The sequence below is a fragment of the Hwanghaeella grinnelliae genome (genome assembly GCF_004005845.1).
Classification (GTDB): domain Bacteria; phylum Pseudomonadota; class Alphaproteobacteria; order UBA8366; family Aestuariispiraceae; genus Hwanghaeella; species Hwanghaeella grinnelliae.
In genome coordinates, this window is sequence record NZ_SADE01000001.1 from 2205727 (window position 1) to 2228484 (window position 22758).

The 22758-nt window shown below is 57.5% G+C and carries 21 protein-coding genes, 1 tRNA gene and 1 pseudogene; 7 read left to right on the forward strand and 16 right to left on the reverse strand.

Annotation, left to right across the window (positions count from 1 at the left end; all coding sequences use genetic code 11):
* Positions 1-9: 9 nt before the first annotated feature.
* Positions 10-867, reverse strand: a complete 858-nt coding sequence (gene panC / locus EOI86_RS10180; protein ID WP_127764941.1) for a pantoate--beta-alanine ligase — start codon at positions 865-867, stop codon at positions 10-12.
* A 179-nt stretch (positions 868-1046) separates the two neighbouring features.
* On the opposite strand from panC, the gene EOI86_RS10185 reads away from it, so the two are divergent.
* From EOI86_RS10185 to EOI86_RS10195, 3 genes are all read left to right on the forward strand, one after another.
* Positions 1047-2522: an adenylate/guanylate cyclase domain-containing protein gene (locus EOI86_RS10185; RefSeq protein ID WP_127764942.1), complete on the forward strand. Its 1476-nt coding sequence runs from the start codon at positions 1047-1049 to the stop codon at positions 2520-2522.
* Between the two features lie 630 nt (positions 2523-3152).
* On the forward strand, positions 3153-3671 hold the full coding sequence (locus tag EOI86_RS10190; protein WP_127764943.1) for a hypothetical protein: 519 nt from the start codon (positions 3153-3155) through the stop codon (positions 3669-3671).
* 66 nt (positions 3672-3737) lie between these two features.
* Positions 3738-4391 carry a hypothetical protein gene (locus EOI86_RS10195; RefSeq protein ID WP_127764944.1) on the forward strand — a complete coding sequence of 218 codons (654 nt, stop codon included), beginning with the start codon at positions 3738-3740 and terminating at the stop codon, positions 4389-4391.
* A 347-nt stretch (positions 4392-4738) separates the two neighbouring features.
* Here EOI86_RS10195 and EOI86_RS10200 read toward each other — a convergent pair whose 3' ends face one another.
* The 3 genes from EOI86_RS10200 to EOI86_RS10215 all read right to left on the reverse strand — a co-directional run bounded on the left by EOI86_RS10200 (position 4739) and on the right by EOI86_RS10215 (position 8083).
* The gene (locus tag EOI86_RS10200) at positions 4739-6694 is read right to left on the reverse strand and encodes an acyltransferase family protein (protein ID WP_161973772.1); all 1956 of its coding nucleotides are present in this window, start codon (positions 6692-6694) and stop codon (positions 4739-4741) included.
* A 41-nt stretch (positions 6695-6735) separates the two neighbouring features.
* Complete coding sequence (locus EOI86_RS10205; protein WP_127764946.1) at positions 6736-6918, reverse strand: H-NS family nucleoid-associated regulatory protein; 183 nt, start codon at positions 6916-6918, stop codon at positions 6736-6738.
* Between the two features lie 418 nt (positions 6919-7336).
* Positions 7337-8083, reverse strand: a complete 747-nt coding sequence (locus EOI86_RS10215) for an SDR family NAD(P)-dependent oxidoreductase (protein WP_127764948.1) — start codon at positions 8081-8083, stop codon at positions 7337-7339.
* Between the two features lie 118 nt (positions 8084-8201).
* Between EOI86_RS10215 and EOI86_RS10220 the strand changes: the two genes are divergently transcribed.
* Positions 8202-8579: a winged helix-turn-helix transcriptional regulator gene (locus tag EOI86_RS10220; RefSeq protein ID WP_127764949.1), complete on the forward strand. Its 378-nt coding sequence runs from the start codon at positions 8202-8204 to the stop codon at positions 8577-8579.
* A 29-nt stretch (positions 8580-8608) separates the two neighbouring features.
* Here EOI86_RS10220 and EOI86_RS10225 read toward each other — a convergent pair whose 3' ends face one another.
* The 5 genes and pseudogenes from EOI86_RS10225 to EOI86_RS10240 form a co-directional block, all read right to left on the reverse strand.
* Entirely contained in the window at positions 8609-10231 is a 1623-nt protein-coding gene (locus tag EOI86_RS10225; protein ID WP_127764950.1) for a hypothetical protein, read from the reverse strand.
* A 209-nt stretch (positions 10232-10440) separates the two neighbouring features.
* Positions 10441-10529, reverse strand: a pseudogene (locus tag EOI86_RS25005) (GMP synthase (glutamine-hydrolyzing)); the annotation flags it as partial.
* Positions 10530-10549: 20 nt separating this feature from the next.
* On the reverse strand, positions 10550-11308 hold the full coding sequence (locus EOI86_RS24555) for a hypothetical protein (RefSeq protein ID WP_161973774.1): 759 nt from the start codon (positions 11306-11308) through the stop codon (positions 10550-10552).
* Entirely contained in the window at positions 11305-12033 is a 729-nt protein-coding gene (locus tag EOI86_RS10235) for an SDR family NAD(P)-dependent oxidoreductase (RefSeq protein ID WP_127764952.1), read from the reverse strand. The genes EOI86_RS24555 and EOI86_RS10235 overlap by 4 nt, the downstream gene beginning before the upstream one ends.
* Positions 12034-12049: 16 nt before the next feature.
* The gene (locus tag EOI86_RS10240) at positions 12050-13240 is read right to left on the reverse strand and encodes a thiolase family protein (protein WP_127764953.1); all 1191 of its coding nucleotides are present in this window, start codon (positions 13238-13240) and stop codon (positions 12050-12052) included.
* 97 nt (positions 13241-13337) lie between these two features.
* Between EOI86_RS10240 and EOI86_RS10245 the strand changes: the two genes are divergently transcribed.
* The gene (locus tag EOI86_RS10245; RefSeq protein ID WP_127764954.1) at positions 13338-13892 is read left to right on the forward strand and encodes a TetR/AcrR family transcriptional regulator; all 555 of its coding nucleotides are present in this window, start codon (positions 13338-13340) and stop codon (positions 13890-13892) included.
* A 135-nt stretch (positions 13893-14027) separates the two neighbouring features.
* On the opposite strand, the gene guaA is transcribed toward EOI86_RS10245, so the two are convergent.
* The 6 genes from guaA to EOI86_RS10275 all read right to left on the reverse strand — a co-directional run bounded on the left by guaA (position 14028) and on the right by EOI86_RS10275 (position 21045).
* Complete coding sequence (gene guaA, locus EOI86_RS10250) at positions 14028-15593, reverse strand: glutamine-hydrolyzing GMP synthase (protein WP_127764955.1); 1566 nt, start codon at positions 15591-15593, stop codon at positions 14028-14030.
* Positions 15594-15675: 82 nt separating this feature from the next.
* Positions 15676-16071: a RidA family protein gene (locus tag EOI86_RS10255; protein ID WP_205032120.1), complete on the reverse strand. Its 396-nt coding sequence runs from the start codon at positions 16069-16071 to the stop codon at positions 15676-15678.
* Positions 16072-16105: 34 nt separating this feature from the next.
* On the reverse strand, positions 16106-17440 hold the full coding sequence (locus tag EOI86_RS10260) for an RsmB/NOP family class I SAM-dependent RNA methyltransferase (protein WP_127764956.1): 1335 nt from the start codon (positions 17438-17440) through the stop codon (positions 16106-16108).
* A 52-nt stretch (positions 17441-17492) separates the two neighbouring features.
* Entirely contained in the window at positions 17493-18986 is a 1494-nt protein-coding gene (guaB, locus tag EOI86_RS10265; protein ID WP_127764957.1) for an IMP dehydrogenase, read from the reverse strand.
* A gap of 168 nt (positions 18987-19154) precedes the next feature.
* Positions 19155-20015, reverse strand: a complete 861-nt coding sequence (locus EOI86_RS10270; RefSeq protein ID WP_127764958.1) for an RlmE family RNA methyltransferase — start codon at positions 20013-20015, stop codon at positions 19155-19157.
* Positions 19996-21045 (reverse strand): Ppx/GppA phosphatase family protein, encoded by a 1050-nt coding sequence (locus tag EOI86_RS10275; protein WP_127764959.1) that lies wholly within the window; start codon positions 21043-21045, stop codon positions 19996-19998. The genes EOI86_RS10270 and EOI86_RS10275 overlap by 20 nt, the downstream gene beginning before the upstream one ends.
* Positions 21046-21251: 206 nt before the next feature.
* On the opposite strand from EOI86_RS10275, the gene EOI86_RS10280 reads away from it, so the two are divergent.
* Positions 21252-21325: transfer RNA gene (locus tag EOI86_RS10280), tRNA-Gln, on the forward strand.
* A gap of 153 nt (positions 21326-21478) precedes the next feature.
* Here EOI86_RS10280 and EOI86_RS10285 read toward each other — a convergent pair.
* On the reverse strand, positions 21479-21979 hold the full coding sequence (locus EOI86_RS10285) for a MarR family winged helix-turn-helix transcriptional regulator (protein ID WP_127764960.1): 501 nt from the start codon (positions 21977-21979) through the stop codon (positions 21479-21481).
* Between the two features lie 238 nt (positions 21980-22217).
* Here EOI86_RS10285 and ectA point away from each other — a divergent pair, with 238 nt between their 5' ends.
* Positions 22218-22748 carry a diaminobutyrate acetyltransferase gene (ectA, locus tag EOI86_RS10290; RefSeq protein ID WP_127764961.1) on the forward strand — a complete coding sequence of 177 codons (531 nt, stop codon included), beginning with the start codon at positions 22218-22220 and terminating at the stop codon, positions 22746-22748.
* Positions 22749-22758: the final 10 nt, after the last annotated feature.

Below are 22758 nucleotides of genomic sequence, written 5' to 3' on the forward strand. Positions count from 1 at the left end.
CGTCCAGGATCAATCACCCGGATAGGCCACCGGTACATTGTCGATCAAGCGGGTCGCGCCCAGTTTGGCGGCGACGAGTAGACGACCGTTGCGGTCCAGCGCGGTCATTGGCTGAAGGTCGTCTTCACCGCGCAGTTCCAGATATTCGACCTCGGCATATCCCGCGGCGACAATGCGGGTCCGCGCCTTTTCGATCTCCTCGATGACGGGGGCGCCGTTCGCAATCCTGTCCGCCGCCGCGAACAGCGCCTGGGCCAGGGCCGGGGCGATTGCGCGCTCCGCCGCGCTGAGTTGCACGTTGCGGGAAGACAGGGCCAACCCGTCCTCCTCCCGGATTGTCGGGCAACCGAGGATCTGCGTTGGGATATCCAGATCGGTGGCGAGGCGCCGCACCAGCTGCAATTGCTGAAAATCCTTTTCCCCAAAATAAGCGAAATCGCCGGCTGTCTGCAAAAGTAGCTTGGTGACGACCGTCGACACGCCGTCGAAATGCCCGGGGCGATGCGCGCCGCAAAGACCTTCCGAAACTCCTTCGACCGACACCGTGGTCGCGAATCCTGGTGGGTACATCTGTTCCCCATCCGGCACGTAAAGGACATGTGCGCCGAGCGGTTCCAACTTGGCCGCGTCCTCGTTCTCTGTCCTTGGATAAGCGGCGAGATCGGCGGCGCTGTTGAACTGTTTCGGATTGACGAAAAGCGTAACGATCACGCGGTCGGTATCCGCAAGCGCCGCACGGACGAGGCTCAAATGCCCGTCATGCAACGCGCCCATGGTGGGGACGACACCAACACGCAGTCCCTGCATGCGCCAACCGGCGACAATGTCCCGTAAGCCTGTCCGGGACCGGACAATCTCTACAGCCACGCGAAGCCCCCCTCACCGTCTAAAACAACGCCCTGGCACGTGCCCAGTTTCAGACCATGTCCCAGCCAATAATTCAATGCCGGGGGTAGGACAGCGCCGAAGCCGATCAGGGGCAATGATCGAAGTCAGGTTCGTTTCCGTATAACAGCCTGTTTGGCAGTGGTGGGAACAGGCATTTAATGAGAGTTCGTTTTCTAGCATCCATGGGAAGCTTGGTTCTCGTCGACTTCGCCATCACAGGGATCCTTATTGTCATTTCGGGCCGGATCGATGTGCTTGGATACGATTTAGCGGTCAATCTGTTCTCCCTCGGTCTTCTCAATATTGGCGGCGCCTGGTGGCTTTTCCGGCCAATCCAACGGTTTTTGGACCACGGAGAAGGCAGTGAAACGGTTCTGGAACGCGTTGAGTCTCTTCCCCGTCTCGCAAGTCTCTGGGTCGTTCTGTGCACCGCGATCTACTGTGGTTCCGCTTTTGCGCTGGGAATTTTCATGCCGAGCGACATCCCGACTGAGACCATTCCGACCAAAGTGCTTGTTTCCGGTCTGATCTGGTTCGTCTTCGTTTATGCGGTCTATTACGCCTTCTACATCTATTTCCTGATCAACGATTTTTCGTTGGACCTTAAACGACAACTTGCCGCACGCGGTCTGCACATGCGGGCGCTAAACGGGCGCATCCTGTACAAATTGGTGGCCGCGATGTTGGTAGCCGCCTTCATGCCCAGCCTGCTGATCGCGTTCGACCTCAGCATATTTCGCCCATTGCGCGCAGCGCAGGGCCTGTCCGTGGATCAGACGATCTTCCTCGATTTGATCGCATCGGCTTTTTTGGTCGCGGTGTCCCTTGTTTTCGTGACCCGCAGCCTTCTGCGCCCGATGGATGCCCTGACCTTGACGATGCAAAGCCTTCGCCAGGGGCAGCTCGGCGTGTCTGCGCCGGTATTGTCCGGGGACGAACTTGGCGTTCTAGCGGAGCGGTTCAACGAGATGATCGAGGGATTGCGCGAGCGCGAGTTTATCCGGGAGACCTTCGGACGCTTCGTCCCGCGAAAGGTCGCCAGCACATTGCTGGAAAACCGAGGTGCTCTCGAACCTCAATTGCGAACCGCGACCATCCTGTTCGCCGACATCGAGAACTTCACACAGATTGCCGAGAACCAGGCACCGGAAACGGTGTTCCGAATGTTGAACGAATACTTCACGGAAGCGGTCCAGCCAATCGACAGATATGGCGGCGTGGTCAATCAGTTCCAGGGAGACGCCATCCTGGTCACATTCAATGTGCCGGTCGCCGATCCGTTGCATGCGGACAACGCCGTCTCCGCGGCGATCGAGATGATGAATGCCATTCAAGCACGAACATTCTCCGGGATCCCGTTGCGGGCGCGCATCGGAATTCATACCGGCGAAGTCATCGGTGGCGCGGTCGGTTCCGACGAAAGGCTCAGCTATACGGTGCATGGCGACGCCGTCAATCTTGCCTCTCGCCTGGAACATCTGAACAAGGAACTCGGCACACGGCTGCTGGTGTCTGAAACGACCCACGCCGAACTGACAAAGAGCTACGACTTGGCACTCGCCGGTGAATTCGCCCTTAGAGGCAAGTCCACAAAAATCGGCGTCTACACACTAAAACCAACCGAGATTTCCTAGTGCGCCGCCAAAAGCCTCGGCCCACTCCGTCGTACCAGGTGGTTTTGAGGCGCAGTCATGGACCATCAAGTTGCCGCAGCCTGCCTTCTGTCTTCAGCACTTCTCCAGACAACAGGTCATAGCCTCCTCGCCCAGAAGCGCGATGTACAGACTGATTTTCCAAATTGTTCAGTTTCAATGCCACCAACGCGCAAGGTATTCTGAAAGTGATTACAGTATGATAGGCAAAACCAAGGGCGTTTTAGGGAGACGGCATGAAAAATGGGTTTGTTCTGGTTTCGCTCTTTCTCATGTGCACTCTCGTCCTACATCAAGGCGCCGCGGCACAGGCATCCAAGCCACAGTCTACCTCTCCAATAACCGCCGAATTGGAAAATGACATTCAATACGCTTGCGAGGCCTATCAGGATATCTTGGGGCACAAGCGGGACACTCTTTGTGTGCCGCTGTCAGAACGAGTATTACAGAAATCTGCTGACGCTTCAGGATTGGCCCCGGTACTCCAACGACTTCTTTACCTTGTTTGAAAAAGGTGAGGACTTCAGCGCCCCTGCCAACAGTTACGCCCTCAAGGTCGCACTGGGCCGTTCGCATTGCGCCGCGTGTTCAAAAAACAATTATTCAGGATGTTTGCGCAAAAAAAGCTCGGTCGAAGCGATGGTCGAGACGGTTCGGCTCATCTTCGCCGGGGAATTCGACCGGGGCAAAAAGGACGTCCATTACTCTCAGATCTTCTACGAATATGTCAGCGCCTATTCGGCCCATTGCAGACATCGGATCAAGAGCGGGACGCGGTTCGTCACGGAAGTGTACAAGAACGGCAGTTTCGAGGACAGGTATGAAACCGCTGTCGAGACTGAATTTGTCGACAGTTTCAAAAAACACGACCGGATAAGGTCAGACGCCCTCACCGCGGCAAGCGTCGGGGCCATCGGCCGTACGCTGAGTCAGTCGAACCCCTTCGATTTCGGATCTATCGTCAATGTCGTGGCCGAACGCGAGTTCCGCGCCAAGATTATGGAAATGAATGTCCAGCCGCATTGCGACAATGCGTCCGGCATGACCATGCACGAGAATTTCCGCCGCTTCGAATTCGGTCTGAAACCTCTGAAAAACGAAAACGCGCAGCGCATGATGCAGGCGCTTTAGAACAAGGCCGCCAAGGAATCCCAAATTGAAGCACGGAATCGCGCCCGCATTCATGCAGCGAACAAGGTGGCCCATGCCCGCGCGTTAGAGAGGTGGCGCATACGCGATGAAGAAAAGCAGAGGGTAAAGGCCCTTTCCTGCGCCGTGAAGGAGCTGGACAACAATTACGGGCCAATCCCGGAAGACACCCGGCGCAAGATCGCCAAACATCCGTCCTTAGCAGGCTTTTGGAAAGGAGTGTTTCATGGGCGGAAGGCAGAGTTGATGACCCGGACAGCGCACCGCGGGACCGAACTGTACGGATTGATCTATTTCCCCGACCTCAACTGCGCATTACTGATGGAGTTCAGACCCTATCCAGGCCCACCGAGAATGCCGGAAAAGGTCGACGTCTACATAAACAAGGCCGCACTGAAGACAGGTTTCTGCAGCACCAAGCTCGGCCAGCACATCAACGCCGATCTCAGTGCCGGTTTCTTTCTATCGCCCGAAAGCAGCAAGCAAATGATCAAGATTGTGCCCAGCAATGCGAGTAAGCTCTTGAGCAGCGAAGCAGGACTGGATTTTTCGTCGAGCTGCGATGCTGTCACCTTCCAACCCGCGCCGCTGTCATCGGCATTTCGACGGTTGATCGACCAGGAAGTGGCTGGTTGGGAACGGTCCATTCCCTGGTGGATCCCCGGAAAAAGGGAATGGCAAAGTATTCAGCAGGGCGGTTGACGGCGGCCGAAGACTGACTGTCAGGGAAGATCAAACTGTTCGCGACAAGGTTACGTTGTTGGTCGCAAAGGTTCATTCGGCGTTCGATCGATTCCAACAGAAAGCTCAGCTATTCAGTTTAAGGCGACGCCGTGAATCTTGCCTCACGCCTCGAACACCAGAACAAAGAAGGCTGCAAATTTGGCATATTTTCACATGTTTTAACGGAACAGCTAGTTCTTCTAGCCTAGCTATTCCATGCGAACCTTCTGAAGTTTGTTAGGCACGACGTGAGTTGCTTTTTCCATGTGTTCTCGTAGCAGCTTTCATGTGTAACTACGTGCCTTCGTCAAAATTTGTGCAACTTACTAACGATTGAAAAAAGACGATACAGCTCTAATAATTTTTTGGGCTCCATGGTAGTTCACATGATTAAAATCAGAATACAAAACAAGTCCGTCTTCATTATATTGATAGCATTTATCTTCATCGCAAAATAGGCTTTTCGTATTCACATAGCTTACGTTTGGCGACGAGTGTCTATTAAATACCGAAAATACTGCCTGGTTCCGCTCATCATATTCCGACACTGATATTGACGGCAAAGATCGTACCGCTTCTCTAATCGGCTCCTCTTGACTGAATAGTAACCTACGGCCAACCCAATCGTGAGCATAGTAGTGAAACTCAGGCACTGGCTCTATAATTATTACTCTCTTGTTCGATGCTGAAAGCGTTTCGAAGGTGTTAGCAAATGAGCGTTTAAACAACTCGATATTATCAGATGGCGATTCTGCGCGTCCTAAATTATCAGCCCAAAGTCTTGGCTTGTCATTGCCCCTGTAACCTGTAGTGTAATTAGCCCATTCGGCAGCAATTATAATAGTCGATATATTTTCAGATGCGATAGCATGATTAATTGCTGTTTGGATAGTTTCAGCACAATCGCCTCTAGAATCTGAAAAACCGTTCAACAACGGCGCACAGTATCCGCCACTAACTGCAAGAGCAGATCTATTTTTACTGATTAGAAAATCATTTGCCGCATCAAATAGCGCTCCAGCATGAGAGTCGCCTATTATCGCAATCTCCAAAGAACCATCGCCTATAATACAGAAATTATTCTCTCTTAGCTGAGCTTCCGAGCGCCTTCCTTCATTGTGACAATAGGTGTCTCCAACAACAGGAATGCTTCGTAAGTATTCCCATGATGCAATTCTATTCTCAAAGCCGTTTGCGAAATGACCATAAAGACCCAAACCAAAAGGAATAAAAAGCATAATCATTGACGATGTATACACTAGCTTTCGACTTACCTTATTGCGATTTCTAAAAGGAATTTCAATATACTTCCAACTCAAATATGCCAACACTAAAGAAGTTAAGCTAAGGGTTAACATCAATGCTTCTGGTGGATGATCTAACAATCTTATTCTTGCGAACGCAAATAGAGGCTGATGCCAGAGATAGGCCGAATAACTTATTAAACCAATGCCAACAAATGCCTTTGAACTTAGTATTTTTGCTGCAAGTGTTTCCCTATCCGCATAGAGAATAAGAAGAACAACACCAAACACAGGCACTAACGCGTACAGGCTAGGGAATGGGATTTCCTCATCGTAAAAAAATATACAAAAGACGATTATAGCTAAGCCAAATAATGCTAAGAAACTATTTTTCTTCACCCCATTTTTCTGTACTAAGAACGCTGCGATAGAACCGGAAAACAGTTCCCAAGCTCGCGTAGGTGCAAGATAGAAGTTAGCAATTTCTGTGTTACGCCAACCCCATTCGCTCAGTAACAAGCTGATTGTTGCCATTACAACAATCATCCAAAACACTCTGTTCTTTCCAAATCTCCAGGCGAAAATTAATAAGATAGGAAACAACACATAGTATTGTTCCTCAACTGCTAAGCTCCATGTATGCAGCAAAGGTTTTTCTTCCGCAGCAGCATCAAAATAGCCACTCTCGCGCCAAAACAGTATATTTGATGCGAACAAGCTGACTGCAACAAGACTTTGCGAAAAGTCTTTCATCTGGGTGGGCAGCATCCACATCCAAGCAAAAGGGATGCACACAAGGATTACAAAAAAAAGTGCTGGCAAAATTCGTCGTGCACGTCTCTCATAGAATTTAGCAATACTGAATCGTTTATTCTCGATGTCTTCAACTAGAATTGTGGTAATCAAGTAACCACTAATTACAAAGAACACATCAACGCCTACAAAACCTCCACCAAACAGTTCAAATCCAGCATGGAAGAGTATTACGGGGACGACAGCCAGGGCTCGCAATCCATCAATTTCAGCGCGATACTTCAAGTTAACAATCCTGCGTTTATCAATTTATTTTTTGCCGAGCTTTACTTTTCTTTTGTTTTCCTACCTGCAGCAAGAGAGCCTTTCAGCATGCCAGCCGTAAAACCAAACTCCTTGCAAAGACGCTTTACTTCTTTCAGAGCGTTCGCACGTTCGTTCTTCTTAGCTTCAACCATCTGCTCTTGGATCGCTTCCATTTCAGCTTTCAATTCGTCATAAGATTTCATCTCGCACCTCCGTTGGTTAAGTTGTTAGCCTTATATTATGCATTTGTTAGTAGGGCGAATAGCATCCGTAGTGCTGTAGTTTATTGGTACATACATCTAACGTATCCACGCTAGGTTTAACACGGTTGAACCGTAGCGTTTTGGCATCGACGCTCAAAGACAATAGCTTCGTAAGTGCGGCAAAAAACATGACGTGTGATAAATCTGTTGCTGATGAAACTGCAGAAGCTACTCCCGCTCTATCATGGCAACGGTTTGAATGTGCGGTTGCAAACCACGCAGTTGATGTCGCTCACCTCGTTGATAATCCGGGTCGCGCAGACCAATAGGAAGCTATGCTCGAAGGCACAACTGCCGGCGGCCATGCCCGCGGGCGGGATGGAAGGGCGCGGCGATAGTCGCGCCCTTCCCCGGGACCTCAAACCTGCGCCAAACCGCCATCCGCGAAGACCTCGCTTCCGGTCATGACCGCGCTTTCATCCGATGCGAGGAAAAGCGCCACATTCGCGACATCCGCGGGTTCCGCAATCCGCCCCGCCGGTGTCTGTTCGATCAAGGCGTCGTACAGCACGTTGTCGCCAACCGCCGCCGCAACCCCGTGAAGGCCCGGCGTGGATGTTGCGCCCGGCGACAGAACATTGACACGAATGCCGGTGCCTTTCAGGTCAAGCGCCCAACTGCGCACCAGGTTGCGAACCGCCGCCTTCGTCGCGCTGTAAACACTGAAGGCCGGGGTTCCCATCGACCCGGTGGTCGACCCGGTGAGGATCACAGAGGCGCCCGCCTGCATCAGCGGCAAGGCTTTTTGCACGGTGAAGACCACGCCCTTCACGTTCACGCCGAAGGTCAAATCGAAGGAGGCTTCGGTGATCTGCCCCAATGGCTCCAACTGTGCCAGACCGGCATTGGCGAACAAGACGTCAATGCGTCCATGCCCTGCCCGGACGGTCTCGATCAAACGGTCCAAATCCTCTTGCCGCGTGACATCACCTTGAACCGGGGTCACCGCGGAGCCGATTTCCGCGACAGCTTTTTCCAGTTCGTCCTGACGCCGTCCGGTGATGTAGACATGCGCGCCTTCCGCAACGAACCGTTTGGCCGCAGCCAGTCCGATTCCACTGTTGCCCCCTGTGACGACGGCAATCTTTCCTTCCAGTTTACCCATAACAGCAACCTCGTTTGTGATCTGGTTAGTGATGATGAGGTTGAAGTGTGGATGCGCATTGCTATCTACCAGTATGCACCATTTGGTAAGTACCTAAAAAAACGGAAAGGCCATTCGAATGACAACCCGGTTCAATTGCGGTTTGGAAGCCGTCCTCTCGGTCATCGGCGGCAAGTGGAAGCCGTTGATCGTGTTCTATCTTGTGGACCAGACCAGGCGTTATGGAGAGTTGCGCCGCGCCATCGGGCGGGTCAGCGATAAGGTCTTGATCCAACAGTTGAAGGATTTGGAGGCCGACGGAATCGTCCTGCGCGTGGATCATGGGGAAATCCCGCCCAAGGTGGAATATTCCCTCACCCCGTTCGGCAATAGCCTCGCCCAAGCGCTCAGGAACCTGTGCGAATGGGGCACGCAGCATACCGACGAGCTGGCCGCTATCGCCGACCGACGCCAACCGGACGCAACACCGCCGCGCAAGGCCGCCGACGCAGCCTAGCACCGGCTGGTTACAAACCCCGCGCCGCGCTACTCGCCGATATTCTTCTCAAGGATCGGAAGGCTCTCAATGCGCTGCGCAATGATCCACTTGTTTAACGGGGTCGTCGGTCCGCCGCGGCTGTATTTCTTCAGCGTAGAATAGAAGATGACGAATTTGTCGCCCATCGCCTCCGCCGTCGCGACCTGGAATTCGTCCCATTCGTAGAAATAGGTCGTCTCCGTCCCTTTCAGGGTGATCGTGCCCGACAGGCTGACATCGACATCGTCGAATTCCGTCTCGCTGGTTTCCTTCTCCAGATGCCGAAGGCCGGCATTGATGACGAGCCGTTTCACCTCACCCACCTCATAGTCGGGGCGCGCCAGGGTATCCCGGGCGATTTCCAGCAAGTCGTCATCGTCGGAATCCGGCTCCGGCATCCTGACATTTTCCAGTGCCGCCGCACGCGTCGCCTCCAGAGCCTCCAGGGCCGCGTTGTATCGTTCGAACACCTGCTTGTGCGCCGCCAACTGTTCCCGCTTAAGCATCTTGTCGAACGCCATTGCCACCGCTGCCACCCAGCGATGCTCCTTCAGCATTTTCGGAAGATCCTCTTCCGCATTTCCTCCCAACAAGCGGTATTGACCCTTCTCGGTGGTGGGATCGAGCGCCTCGAAGGCTTCAACGGAGCCAATATTCGAAGCCACCTGCGCATCGATATTGGTGGAAAACGTCGTCAGTTCGCTGTCGATCTGCCGGACATTGTCCGCATATCCATGCTCAAGGCGTCGGACATCCTGCGCGTCGTAGGGCGCCCCTTGAGTGACCGTGCCCGGATTGTTCGGCAGATAGGCGCGTTTCTTGATTTCCGCCAATTCCTTGTACTGCTCCACCGACGTCTTCCGAACCTCGGCCAGTGATGCCACCCATTCCGGCACGGCATTCCCCGGATAAGGATAGGCCGGTGTCTGGGGCACGCGGGGGAAGGCATTGTCCATGGCTTTCAACCTCGCCTGAACGTCACCCAGGGCCGCCAATTCCTTCGCCGCATGATCTTTCCCGAAGGCGATCATGTTGCGCAAAACCTGCAACGCCCCCGCAGCAGCCTCGACATCCGGGTCGGCGGCGAATTGATCGTATTTCGCCAGTTGCTCCGTAAAATAGGCGTCCCGCTGCTCAAGTCGCGCCACGTAATCCCCATCCTGAAACGGCATTGCGCCGTTCTGATCCGTCGTCTGAGAAAGGCTCTCGATATCCCGCTTGAGTTTCTTGATGCGGACACGCTGTTGCGAAATCATGGTTTCGCCCGTGCTCGGCGCGGTCGTCGCGGGGGGCGATGTCGTTGCGCCGGATGCCGAAGACTGAGGGGCAGACTGTACCTTGGCGGAACCATCCAACACCGCTTTGAGCTGCGCCACCAGCGCCTCGTAGCGTGCATTGGCCTCAGTCCAGGACGGATCGGCCTTGTGATCGGAACCGTCGAGCCGCTGGCGGGTGAGCTTCAGTAGTTTCAGCGTCCTGTTGGCCGTCGACTTCGATACAGTGCTGCCCGAACTCAACTGGCCTTCGAACCGGTCCAGATCGGCGACCGCCCCGGCAATATTGGAATCGGCAGGCTCAGCCGCAGTTGCTAGCGGAGCAAGAAAAGCGGTCGCGGCCCAAAAGAGCAGCACCAACAAAAACTTAGGAGAACGGCTGAGACAGGGCATAGGGGGAAACTCGCACAATTGTGTCCACGGAAGCGGCGAAACCACCAGTGCCGATCAGACAGACGCCTGCGGTACCGTCCATGGAACCATAAGCGCGCTCATCAGTCCCCCCCGACTGGTTTACCCAGCCAGGATCAAGGAAACAGAGGTGTTGAGTCCAGCGGGAAATACCCCTATTCCCACTCAATCGTCCCCGGCGGCTTCGACGTGCAGTCGTAAACCACCCGGTCGCCGCCCTCACCTCGTTGATGAGGCGGTTCGCTCAGGCCGACAGGAAACTGTCTATTCGATGACCTTGGAAACCTCAAAATAGCTGTCGTCCAAAATGCCCTGCAGACGGTGGCGGACGTGATCTCGAAACAAGAAGGTGACCGGCATGGGTTGCATGAAGACTTCCAATGACGCCATCTCTCCGGACATGTTGAACCGAAGCAACGCGGCCATTTCTGCGGCAAACCCCTCAACCGAGCCGGTCCAATAGCTGAGGCGTCTTGCGCCGGCGCCGAGGCTTGGCCCAAGCTCTCGCGTGCCGTAAATGGCCGCGGCATGGCCGACCACCGTTTTTACCAGTTCAGCACCCTGCGGCTCGCGGTGCAGGATTGGGCTGGCGAACACCGCGTCTTGAGCAACGGCGAACGGAAAATGCGGATCCACCGGCGCGGCCTTGTCGAATGCCCGGCTTCGGGGAATATCGGAGGGTACAGTCCAAATCCCCTCCGGCGCTTTCGCACGGTTGGCCGCGGCCCAGCTTTCCGCTTCGTGGACCGGACGCACCATGATGCGCAACTCTCTCACCTCGCCGCCATGTATTAAAGCCAACGTGCAGCCATGAAGCTCGGAGCCTGAGAGCTTCCACAACGTTGCCACTGCCGCCTCCCCTTGCAGGGTTTCAATTTCCTCCAGCGGGCCTGGAACGGTCGCGACGATCTCAGCTAAGGCTTGGGAAACCTTCTCCGAACCGATTATCTCGTCGCGCCTGAACGGATGTTTCAATGTAGCGTCCTGGGCGATGGGAAGGTTCGGGACGAGTAGTCCGCTCATTCCGCCGGCTCCCGTCGGAATTCCGCGGCGAGTTGGGCGGCATAACCCGTCGGGTTGGCGTGGTACCCCTGCGCCATGGTTTCTGCGGGGCCCGGAAAGATTTCCGTCTCATCGTTCTCTAGGCCTGTAATCAGTGCGGCCGCGATCTGTTCCGGCGTCATTTTTTGCTGGTCGATTCCGGCCGTCATGTCGGTATCGACCAAGGCCGGCAGAACGGAAACAACAGCGACACCGCTTCCATCCAACTCTGCGCGCAGTGACATCATAAGGGAGTGCAATGCGGCCTTGCTCGCAGCATATGTACCTATCTGTGGAATTGGCGCGAGTGCGAGAATGGATGCCAGGGCAACAATGCCGCCACCGCCATTGTCGCGTATTATCGGGGCGAAGGCGCGCGTCAGGGCAAGTGTGCCGAACACGTTCGTGTCCATCTCCGCACGCAGTCCCTCGAGCGATGGCGCACCGAGTGGTCCACCGCCCCGAACGATACCCGCATTGTTCACAAGCAGGGTCACATCGGAACAGGTTCGAGCGGCGGCATCAATCGTGGCCGGGTCGGTGATATCAAGCCGTATCGGGGTTATGCCGGCGCCTTCCGGCGTGTCGCCGCCGCGTGAACCGGCGTAGATTTTCTTGACGCCGGCACGGTGAAACGCGTTGGTGACGGCACGGCCGATGCCGCGGTTTGCGCCGGTGACGAGCACGGTTGACTGTGACAGATCCATGGGTGTTTCTCCGGGTTCAGTTTTCGATTTGGATGGCAAGGGCTGTCGCTTCGCCGCCACCAATGCACAACGATGCAACACCGCGCCGCTTTCCAGCGGCCCGCAGGGCGCAAATCAGTGTGACGACGATCCTGGCGCCGCTCGCGCCAATTGGATGGCCAAGAGCACAGGCCCCGCCATTCACGTTCAACTTCTCACGCGGGATTCCGATATCCTTGGCCGCCGCCATTGCGACGACCGCGAAGGCTTCATTGATCTCCCAGAGATCGACATCGTCCGGTTTCCATCCCGTTTGCGCCAATAGCTTGCGAATGGCAGAGATCGGCGCCGTTGTGTAACGTTCGGGTTCTTGCGCATGGGCGGCCTGCCCCGCGATACGCGCTAGGATGGGCAGACCGCGCGCTTTGGCCACTGCCATGGGTGCGAGAACCAGCGCCGCGGCACCGTCCGCATTTCCCGAAGCGCTGGCGGCGGTGATTGTCCCGTCTTCGGCAAAGGCCGGGCGCAGCGTCGATATCTTCCCGCTATCCAATAGCCCGGGACGCTCATCCGCAGAGACATGGATGTCACCCTTCTTACCGGGCACCGTCACGGGGGCGATCTCCGCCTCGAACGCACCGCTTGAAAGCGCCGCCTGGGCGCGCTCCAGCGTCTCGATGGCGAAGATATCCTGATCCTTACGGGTAAAACCGTATTCCCGGGCGGTCGTTTCACCGAACGATCCCATGGAACGGCCGGGTTGGTATGCGTCCTCAAGGCCGTCGAACAACATGTGATCGACAAGTGTCGCCGCTCCGCTTTTCTGTCCACCGCGCAACGCGGCAAGCAGATGCGGCGCGCGCGACATCGCTTCCATTCCGCCGGCGACAATGAGATCGGCTCGGCCCAGGCTCAGGAGGTCGGCGGCTGTCATGATCGTCTTCATTCCCGAGCCACAGACCTTGTTCACCGTCGTCGCACCGACATGGTCCGGCAGGCCAGCCATACGCGCCGCCTGTCTCGCCGGCGCCTGCCCCTGGCCCGCGGTCAGGACGCAGCCCATCATCACCTCGCCGACACTGCCCGGATCGACGCCGGCATCCTCCAGCGCCGCCGCAATTGCGGCCGCCCCGAGCACAGGCGCCGGCAAGGGCGACAGCGCGCCGGTAAAGGCGCCAAGCGGCGTCCGGCGGGCGGAGCAGATCACGATTGGGTCGGTGTCAGTCATAGCGGTGCCTCTCAGTGGTGTAAAATTAGATTATGTTTGTAATCTAAATGCGTCAAGATTAGATTGCGAAGATAATCTTATTGCCGAGGAGGCCGTCATGCGCGTCAGCCGGGAGGTCGCTGAAGAAAATCGAAAAAGGGTGGTTGAGACAGCCGGCCGGCTGTTCCGCCGCCACGGGTATGACGGGATCGGCGTGGCGGCGCTGATGAAAGCCGCGGGCCTTACTCAAGGCGGTTTCTACAAGCAGTTTGAAGACAAGTCGGCGCTAGTGGCGGAGGCGACGGAGTCTGCCTTGGCCGAGAACCGGAAGATGTTGGAGGACGCCATTGCCGCGTCGGACTCCCCCCCCTGCGAGGCGATTGCCCGCTGGTACCTCTCGCCATCGCATGTCGACATGACGGCGGAAGGATGTTGCTTCGCAGCCCTGGCAGCCGAAGCGCCCCGACAGGGTGAAGAGGTTCAGTCCATTTTTCGCGAAGCGATGGAGGCTAGTCTGGATCTGATGACCGGCCCGGACGGAGATCGCAAGGAGGCGATGCGACAATTGTCCACGATGGTCGGCGCCCTGGTGCTGGCGCGCGCCGCAGGTTCGGACGGCTTGGCGAATGAACTTATGGATGCCGCGAGATTGAAGCCCTCACGGAAGGGCTAATCAGTAACGTGAATAAGCATCAGAGAAAGGTCGACCGGTTGCATACCCATCGCGACCCGCACACTTGATAAACCAACCCGCGTTAGCCGCCCACCTTTCCTTTAAAACCGGTACGTTAGGACAGAAACATTACCCTCATTCCCACTCAATCGTACCGGGCGGTTTCGACGTGCAGTCATAGACCACGCGGTTCACGCCCCTCACCTCGTTAATGATGCGGGTCGCGCAGGCCGACAGGAAACTGTGGTCGAAGGGGTAGCTGTCGGCGGTCATGCCGTCGGTGGAGGTCACGGCGCGCAGGGCGCAGACATGGTCATAGGTGCGGCTATCGCCCATCACGCCGACGGTCTTCACCGGCAGCAGCACGGCGAAAGCCTGCCAGATTTCGTCATACAGACCGGCCTTGCGGATTTCGTCGAGATAGACGGCATCGGCCTGGCGCAGGATGTCCGCGGCCTCCCGCGTCACCTCACCCGGAATGCGAATAGCCAGCCCCGGACCCGGGAACGGGTGGCGGCCGACCAGAATTTCCGGCAGGCCCAATTCGCGACCCAGATCCCTCACTTCGTCCTTGAACAATTCCCGCAGCGGTTCGACGAGTTGCATGTTCATCCGTTCCGGCAAGCCGCCCACATTGTGGTGCGACTTGATCGTGACGGACGGGCCGCCATGGAAGGAGACGCTTTCAATGACGTCGGGATACAGGGTGCCCTGGGCCAGGAAGTCCGCGCCGCCGATCTTGGCGGCTTCCTCCTCGAACACGTCGATGAACAGACCGCCGATGATCTTGCGCTTCTTCTCAGGGTCCGTGACGCCGGCCAGCTTGCCCAGGAAAAGATCGCTGGCGTCCCGGTGGATCAGCGGAATGTTGTAATGGTCGCGGAAGACGGTGACGACCTGCTCGGACTCGTTCAGGCGCATCAAGCCGTGATCCACATAGATGCAGGTCAGCTGATCGCCAATCGCTTCATGGATCAAGACCGCCGCGACAGATGAATCCACCCCACCGGACAGCCCGCAGATGACGCGCTTGTCGCCGACCTGCTTGCGGATCTTCGCGATTTCCTCGGCCCGGAAATGGGCCATGGTCCATTCCCCGCCGCAGCCGCAAACCCGGTGCACGAAGTTCTTCAGCAGTTCCGCCCCGCGCGGGGTGTGAACCACTTCCGGGTGGAACTGAACCGCGTAATAGCGGCGCGCGTCGTCCGCGATGGCGGCGAAGGGCGCATTGCCGCTTTTGCCGACGACGCGGAACCCGTCCGGTAATTTGGTGACGGTATCCCCGTGGCTCATCCAAACCTGGTCGGTGTCCGTTTTGCTCCAGACACCATCGAACAGGATGCAGTCGTCGATCACTTCAAGCTGGGCCCGGCCGAATTCGTGATGCTTGCCCGGCGACACCTCGCCACCCAATTGCGCACACAAGGTCTGCTGTCCATAACAGATGCCCAGCACCGGCAGATCCGTCTCGAACAATTCCTCTGGCGCGCGGGGCGTGTCGTCATGGGTAACGCTGGCCGGGCCGCCCGACAGGATGACGCCCTTCGGGTTGAACTCACGGATGCTCTCGCCGGTGACTTTGTTGAAGGGATGGATCTCGCAATAGACGCCGCCTTCGCGCACCCGGCGCGCAATCAACTGGGTCACCTGGCTGCCGAAATCGATGATCAGGATGCGGTCGTCAATGGAGATGTCTGTCATGATGTCCGGTCTTTCTTAGTGGCGGTTCGGCTTTTTGGGCGGTTCGGCTGATGAACAGTTCGGGCGGGGTTTGGAGCAGGCGTTACAGGCGTTTCGCGATCATGTCGATTTCGACCAACGCGCCGACCGCCAGGCCGGTCACGCCGATGGTGGTCCGCGCCGGCAGTTTCCCGGGCTCGAAATATTCCAAATAGGTGCGGTTCATAACCTCGTAATCGCGGTCGAATTCCGTGAGATAGATGCGCACCTGGAAGACATTCGACAGGTCCAGGTCCAGCCCCTTCAGGATCAGGGTCAGGTTATCCATAACCCGCTTCGTTTGGGCTTCGATCCCCTCGGGCAACGGCTTGTCCGGGTCGTCGGGATAGGTCGGCATCTGCCCGGTCAGGAAGACGAAGCCATCAACCTCCGTCGCGTGGGAAAACGGGGCGACCGGCCGCGGACCGCCTGCGATCATGTGGTGCAGTATCTCGCTCATCCTTGTTCGGCTCCCCTTCTCGCAAGGTTTGTGGTCAGGCGGTCAATTTTCGGCCCAGCACGGCACAATAAAACCCATCAGTATCGTGATCCGCCGGGGTCAGTTGCAGCGCCCCGCCGGTCATCGGACAGGTCCCGCCCACGGTTTCGGCCCAAACGTCCTCGATCGGATACCGGAAAAAGTCCGGACGCTCCGCCAGGAAGGCTTCGATGCGTTCCTCGTTTTCCGCCTTCAACAGCGAACAGGTCGCGTAGATCAGACGTCCGTCAGGCGCGACCAACCGCGCGGCGGAGGAGAGAATTTCCGATTGCAGGGCTGTCAGTTCGGCCAGGTCGTCTTCGCCCAGCCGCCATTTCTGATCCGGGTTTCGACGCCAGGTGCCCGATCCCGTGCAGGGCGCATCGACCAGCACGCGGTCGAACCCGCCATCGAACCGGCCGGACCGGCGTTTTACCCATTTATCGCGGGCCGAAGACAGGACCCGGCGTTCAACGATGAAGGACCCGGCTCGCTTCAGGCGCTCACCCGCGCGGTTCAGACGGGTTTCCGAGGTATCGCAGGCCACGATACGGCCCTTATTGTCCATCCCCGCAGCCAAGGCCAGGGTCTTGCCCCCGGCGCCGGCGCAAAAGTCGACGACCTTCATGCCGGGCTGCGCATGGGTCAGCAACGCAACCAATTGCGACCCTTCGTCCTGCACTTCCAACCAGCCGTCCTTGAAGGCCCTGGTGCCCCGCAAGGGACGCCGGCGAGCCAAGCGCAAACCGACAGGCGACAAGGCGCACGCAGTGGTTTCGATCCCCTCTTGCGCCAGCGAAACGGCAACGGCTTCCCGGTCGGCCTTGGTGGGATTGATCCGCACATCGACCGGGGCTTCCGCTGCCAGGGCGGCAGCTTGCCGTGTCCAATCCGTTCCGAATTGTTCGTTGAAACGGGTGGCCGCCCATTCCGGCAGGTTCGCCGACACCCAAACAGGTTGATCCGGATGGTTCAAACCATGGCCGCGTATGCCTTCCAGCCAGGCCAATTCCTCCGGACCGGGCGGTGTGACGCCGTATTCCGCTTGGTCCGCGAAGTCGGACACGATATCCGCCCCGTCTTCCGCCAACGTTGACGTGAGCACCGCATAGGTCAGCGCTCGGCTGCGGCCGTCGACGGGCAGCGCGCTACGCGACAGCCACCAATCGACCTGCCCGCGACAACGCAGAACCCCGTAAATGGTTTCCGAGATCGCCGCTCGGTCCTTGGACCCCGCGAAACGGCGTTGGCGGAACCCGTCCGAAATGACCGCATCGGCGGGTTTCCCCGCCTGGGCCACAATCTCGTCCAACAGTTCAATGGCCGTCTGTAAACGCGCGCCGGCCTTCATCCGCCGACCCCCGCGGTGACTAAATCCATGGAAGTTCCGTTAAAGAGCACGATCAGTTATCGATCCTGTAGTTGGCGGATTCCTTGGTAACGGTGATGTCATGGACATGGCTTTCGCGCAGACCGGCACCGGTGATCTCACGGAACACGCAGTTTTGCTGCATGTCCGCAATCGTGCCGTTGCCGGTATAGCCCATGGCCGCCCGCAACCCGCCCATGAGCTGGTGCAGAACCTCCGAGACCGGCCCCTTGTAAGGAACACGCCCTTCGACGCCTTCGGGTACGAATTTATGGCTCTCCTTCACTTCCTCCTGGAAGTAACGGTCAGCGGATCCGCGCGCCATCGCGCCGGCGGACCCCATGCCCCGATAGGATTTGTAAGACCGGCCCTGATACAGGAAGACTTCACCGGGGCTTTCATCCGTCCCGGCCAGCAGCGAACCGATCATCGCGCAATCGGCGCCTGCTGCGATCGCCTTAGCCAGATCACCGGAGAACTTGATGCCGCCATCGGCGATGGCCGGCACGCCGTTGGCCCGGCAAACCTCTGACGTTTCCATGATCGCGGTGAACTGCGGCACACCGACGCCGGCGACAATCCGTGTCGTACAGATCGACCCCGGTCCGATCCCGATCTTCACCGCATCCGCGCCCGCATCGATCAGGGCTTTGGCGCCGTCGGGGGTCGCCACGTTGCCGGCAATGACCTGGGCGTAATTGGACAGGCGCTTCACGCCGCTGACCTGGTCCAGCACCCCGGCGCTGTGGCCGTGCGCGGTGTCGACCACGATGACATCGCAGCCTTCTTCCAGCAGCGCTTCGGCCCGCGCCAGCCCTTCCGCCCCGGTCCCGGTCGCGGCGGCGACGCGCAGACGACCCTTCTCGTCCTTACAGGCATTTGGGAAGGCTCTGGATTTTTCGATATCCTTCACGGTGATCAGACCGACGCAGCGTTTTTCGTCATCGATCACCAGCAGCTTTTCAATCCGATGATGGTGAAGCAGGCGCTTGGCCTCTTCGCGCGACACGCCTTCGCTGACCGTCACCAGACCGCGTTTGGTCATCAACTCGCGTACAGGCGTTGAGAGATCGTCCGCGAACCGCACATCCCGGTTCGTCAGGATGCCCGCCAGCTTGCCGCTGCGCTTCGAAACAACCGGAATACCGTGAATTCCATGCCGATCCATAATCTCAAGAGCGTCAGCCAAGGTCTTATCAGGATTGATTGTTATCGGGTTCACAACCATGCCGGATTCGAACCGCTTCACCTGGCGAACCTGGGCCGCCTGCTCTTCAATGGACATGTTCTTGTGGACAACACCGAGGCCACCGTGCTGGGCCATGGCAATCGCCAACCGGCCTTCGGTCACCGTATCCATCGCCGAGGAGATGATGGGAATGCCAAGCTCAATCGTGCGGGTCAGCTTGGTCCCGGTCTTGGTGTTGTGGGGAAGAACTTGGGAGTAGCCGGGCTGCAGCAGGACGTCGTCGAAAGTCAGCGCCTTGGCGAAGCCATAATCCGTTGAAACGCGTCCCGTGTCGGCCATGGCTTTTCTCCTCATCAATTTGTTGACCGGAAAATAGCCAGGATTCCGCCAAAAGCAAGCGCGCGCAGGCCTGCTTTATGCAGATTTCACAAATTTTTCGGCATTTATTTCAGCCGACCCTGCAAATCGTTGCCGAATTAGGGCCTGTTTCTTATCCTGCTATGCAAATCATAACTCGTCATCGGCGTTTTCACCTTCATCCGATGCAGACCGTTCGCTCGACTGCCGCACGGGTGCCTTCCCTTTGAACCCGATCGCGATCACATAGGTCTCGGCAGATTCCTTGCGGCTCGACGGCGGCTTGAAATGCGCGACTTTTTGGAAATTGCGTTTCAATTGGGTCAAAAGGCTAGCCTCGGCCCCGCCGGAGAAGACTTTGGCAACGAACGCGCCGCCGGGCGCCAGGACTTCAAAAGCGAATTCCAGCGCCGTTTCGGCAAGCGCGATGATTCGAATATGGTCAGTTTGCGGATGACCGGTCGTATTTGCGGCCATATCGCTCAAAACCGCATCCGCCGGCCCGTCCAACAGCGCTTTCAGGCGGTCGGGCGTATCGTCATCCATGAAATCCGCTTGGAAGATGGTAGCACCCGCGACCTGTTCCGCTTCCAAAAGGTCGACCCCGACGACCTTGCCGCCACCATCTTTGCCCGCTTTGACGCGTTCGACCGCTATTTGCGTCCAGCCGCCTGGCGCACAGCCCAGATCGACCACCGCCATGCCCGGTTTCAGGAAATTGTATCTGTCATCGATGTCGAGAAGTTTGAACGCGGCCCTGCTGCGGAACCCGCGCGCCCTGGCTTCGACCACATAAGGATCGTTCAATTGCCGCTCTAGCCATCGCGTGGAGGAATTCTTGCGCCGCCGCGCGGTCTTCACCCGCACAGTCGTATGCCGGGCACCGCCCAGACTGCCGGTCATGCCGCCTGACTTGCCGCCTGACTTGCCCCCAGACTTGCCTCCAGGCTTACCTCCGGGCTTGCCGCCCGATTTTCCGGAACCCGAACCTTTACTGCCGCCGCGCGCCATTTTGATCTCCTTCGTGGCGCCGCATAAGGTCCAGAAGAATGCCTTCGCGCAAGCCCCTGTCGGCCACTTTAAGCCGTCCGACGGGCCAACAGGTACAAATCGCCTCCAGAATCGCGCATCCGGCCAGCATCAGCTCCGCCCTGTCCTCGCCGATACAGGGCTGCGCCGCCAATTGCGGCAATTCCAGCCGGCGCAGGAATTCGGTCAGCGTACCGATCCGCTCGAAAGAGAGCGACGCGCCGTCCACCTGACTGCGGATATAGCGTTCCAGGCCCATCTCTATCCCGGCAAGCGTCGTCACCGTGCCGGACGTCCCAATCATCTGCACCTCACCGCGCCCGACATAGTCGGCAATGCGGTGGGAATGGCAAAAGTCCCGGACCTTTTGGGACATTTCCTCGACGCAGGTTTCATACAGCGCCGGATCGGCCAGGCGGCTGCCGTACCGGTCGGTCAAAGACACGACGCCGTTCGGGATCGAATGTGTGCCGATGACTTCAGCATGCCCGTCCCGGCAGCCGAGCCAGGCAAGCTGCGTCGACCCGCCCCCGATATCGAAGACGAGGCCATGGGGCTGCTGCCCGTTCAAAAGCGGCAGACAGCCGGCGATGGCCAGCCGCGCTTCCTCATCCGTGCCGATCACCTCTATATCGAGGCCCAACTCCCGCTGAACGCGGACCAGAAACTGGTCGATGTTGCGCGCCTTGCGGCAGGCTTCGGTGGCGACCGCCCGAAAATGGACGGCATTCTGATCGCGGATCTTGTTCATGCACACGCCAAGCGCCGCAACCGCACGGTCCATCGCCGCGTCGGACAGCATGCCCGTAACGGAAACACCACTGCCCAAACGGACGTTCTTGGCAAAGGAGTCGATCACCTGAAATCCCTCGCCCTTGGCCCGCGCAATCAGCATACGGCAGCTTGACGTGCCGATGTCGATGGCGGCGAAGCACCGCGGCTTGGCGCGGATTTTCGGGTCGGGGGTTTTGTTCTCCTGGGGTCCGGGGCGACCCAACGTTCCGGTGTTCATCACCTTGTATTACCGTAGTGCGGAAGCGGTGAGCAAGATAGGGATAATGTTTTAGTATTTCATCAGGCGGCGCCGGCATCTCGCGACCGGGCGACGCTTGAATCAGACAGGCGGCTTGACCGCCGTCGCGGGCTTGGCTAGAAACCGGCGTCCCGGCCAAGGATATCTCACAATATCGCTAGCTTACGGCCCAGGGCACCCTCTGCTGGGGGATCGTCTAATGGTAGGACAGCGGACTCTGACTCCGTCAATCTAGGTTCGAATCCTAGTCCCCCAGCCAGCTTTCCATCGAAAACCGGTTCGTACGCTCACGATTAGTTGAAGCGTTGGATATCGTCCCCCCCCCGGACTTGCCTCCCGCGACTTCGATATCAAGGGTTCCGTCGCGCCTACGATCGAATCTCATGAAGCATTGGCTGCGCGCGGGACATCGCTATTCCGAGACATTGGCCGAGGGAAGTTCGCCGGTCGTCAGCACTGGCGATGCATCAAGACGTTTAGCGTCAAGCATATCCGCAACGCGTTCGAGCGACGACACGAGCTGCGCCTGCTCCCAATCGGCAAGATCCTCGAACGCACGGACATAGCGTTGCTGGAGGGCATCCGGCGCGTGTTCCAGCGTGCTCTCGCCCAATGCCGTCATCACCACGTTGATCTGTCGGCGATCCTGCTCGGACGAGCGACGTTCGACCATGCCTCGTGCCACAAGCTTGTCGACAAGCGCGGTAACGGTGGCTTGGCTGACGCTCATCTGGTTGGCCAGCGCCTTGGGCGTGGCGCCGCCTTTTTCATCGACGACCTGCAAAACCCGAAGCTGTGCCGGCGTCATGCCAGCCGCTTGCGCCAAATCGCGTGCATACAGCTCCGTCGCGCGGAGAATGCGCCGCAGAGCGATCAAACTTTCATCGGTACGGTCGCGTGGTTTAGCCGTCATGGCGGGCATAGTGGCACAACGCCATAAGATGCTTCAATCGACGAAACACCTGCAATGGTCAGTTGATCCAACCTTTCGATTCTTGATGAATAATTTCGTCTTACGAAGGATTATTCGGAACGAAATTACCGAGCAACATACATTGTTTGCCCTATTAGTCTTATTTTCTCACTAGATGTTGCGCTTTGATCGCGAAGTATATAGTTAGTCTATCGAATTATTTGAGAGGCCATTAAGAATGCCGACACCAAGTATCGTTCCCCGAAGTACGCCCCGTCTGCGCAAACCAGTTGCGGAGGATGGGGCCGCCATATGGGATCTTATCCGATCCTGCGAACCGCTGGATGAGAACTCGATGTACGCCAATCTCATCCAGGCCGACCATTTCCGAGACACCTGTGTCGTGGCGGAAATGGATGGTGACATCGTTGGCTGGATTTCAGGCCACATGATTCCGAGCGAGGACGCCTTATTCGTCTGGCAGGTCGCTGTCAGTCCGAAGGCGCGCGGGCTTGGGTTGGGCAAATCCATGTTGCTCAACCTCATCAACCGCGACGAGGCTAAGGAAGCCGCGCAGCTCAAAACAACGATCACCGAAGACAATGACGCCTCCTGGGGGTTGTTTCGCAGTTTTGCGCGCCATATCGGCGGCGACCTGGCGGATGAGCCCTATTTCGAACAGGACACGCATTTCGACGGCGCGCATGACACCGAGCACATGGTGACAATCACCCTGCCGCAGCGCGCGGAGCTGAAACGGGCCGCCTGACCCGCTTCCT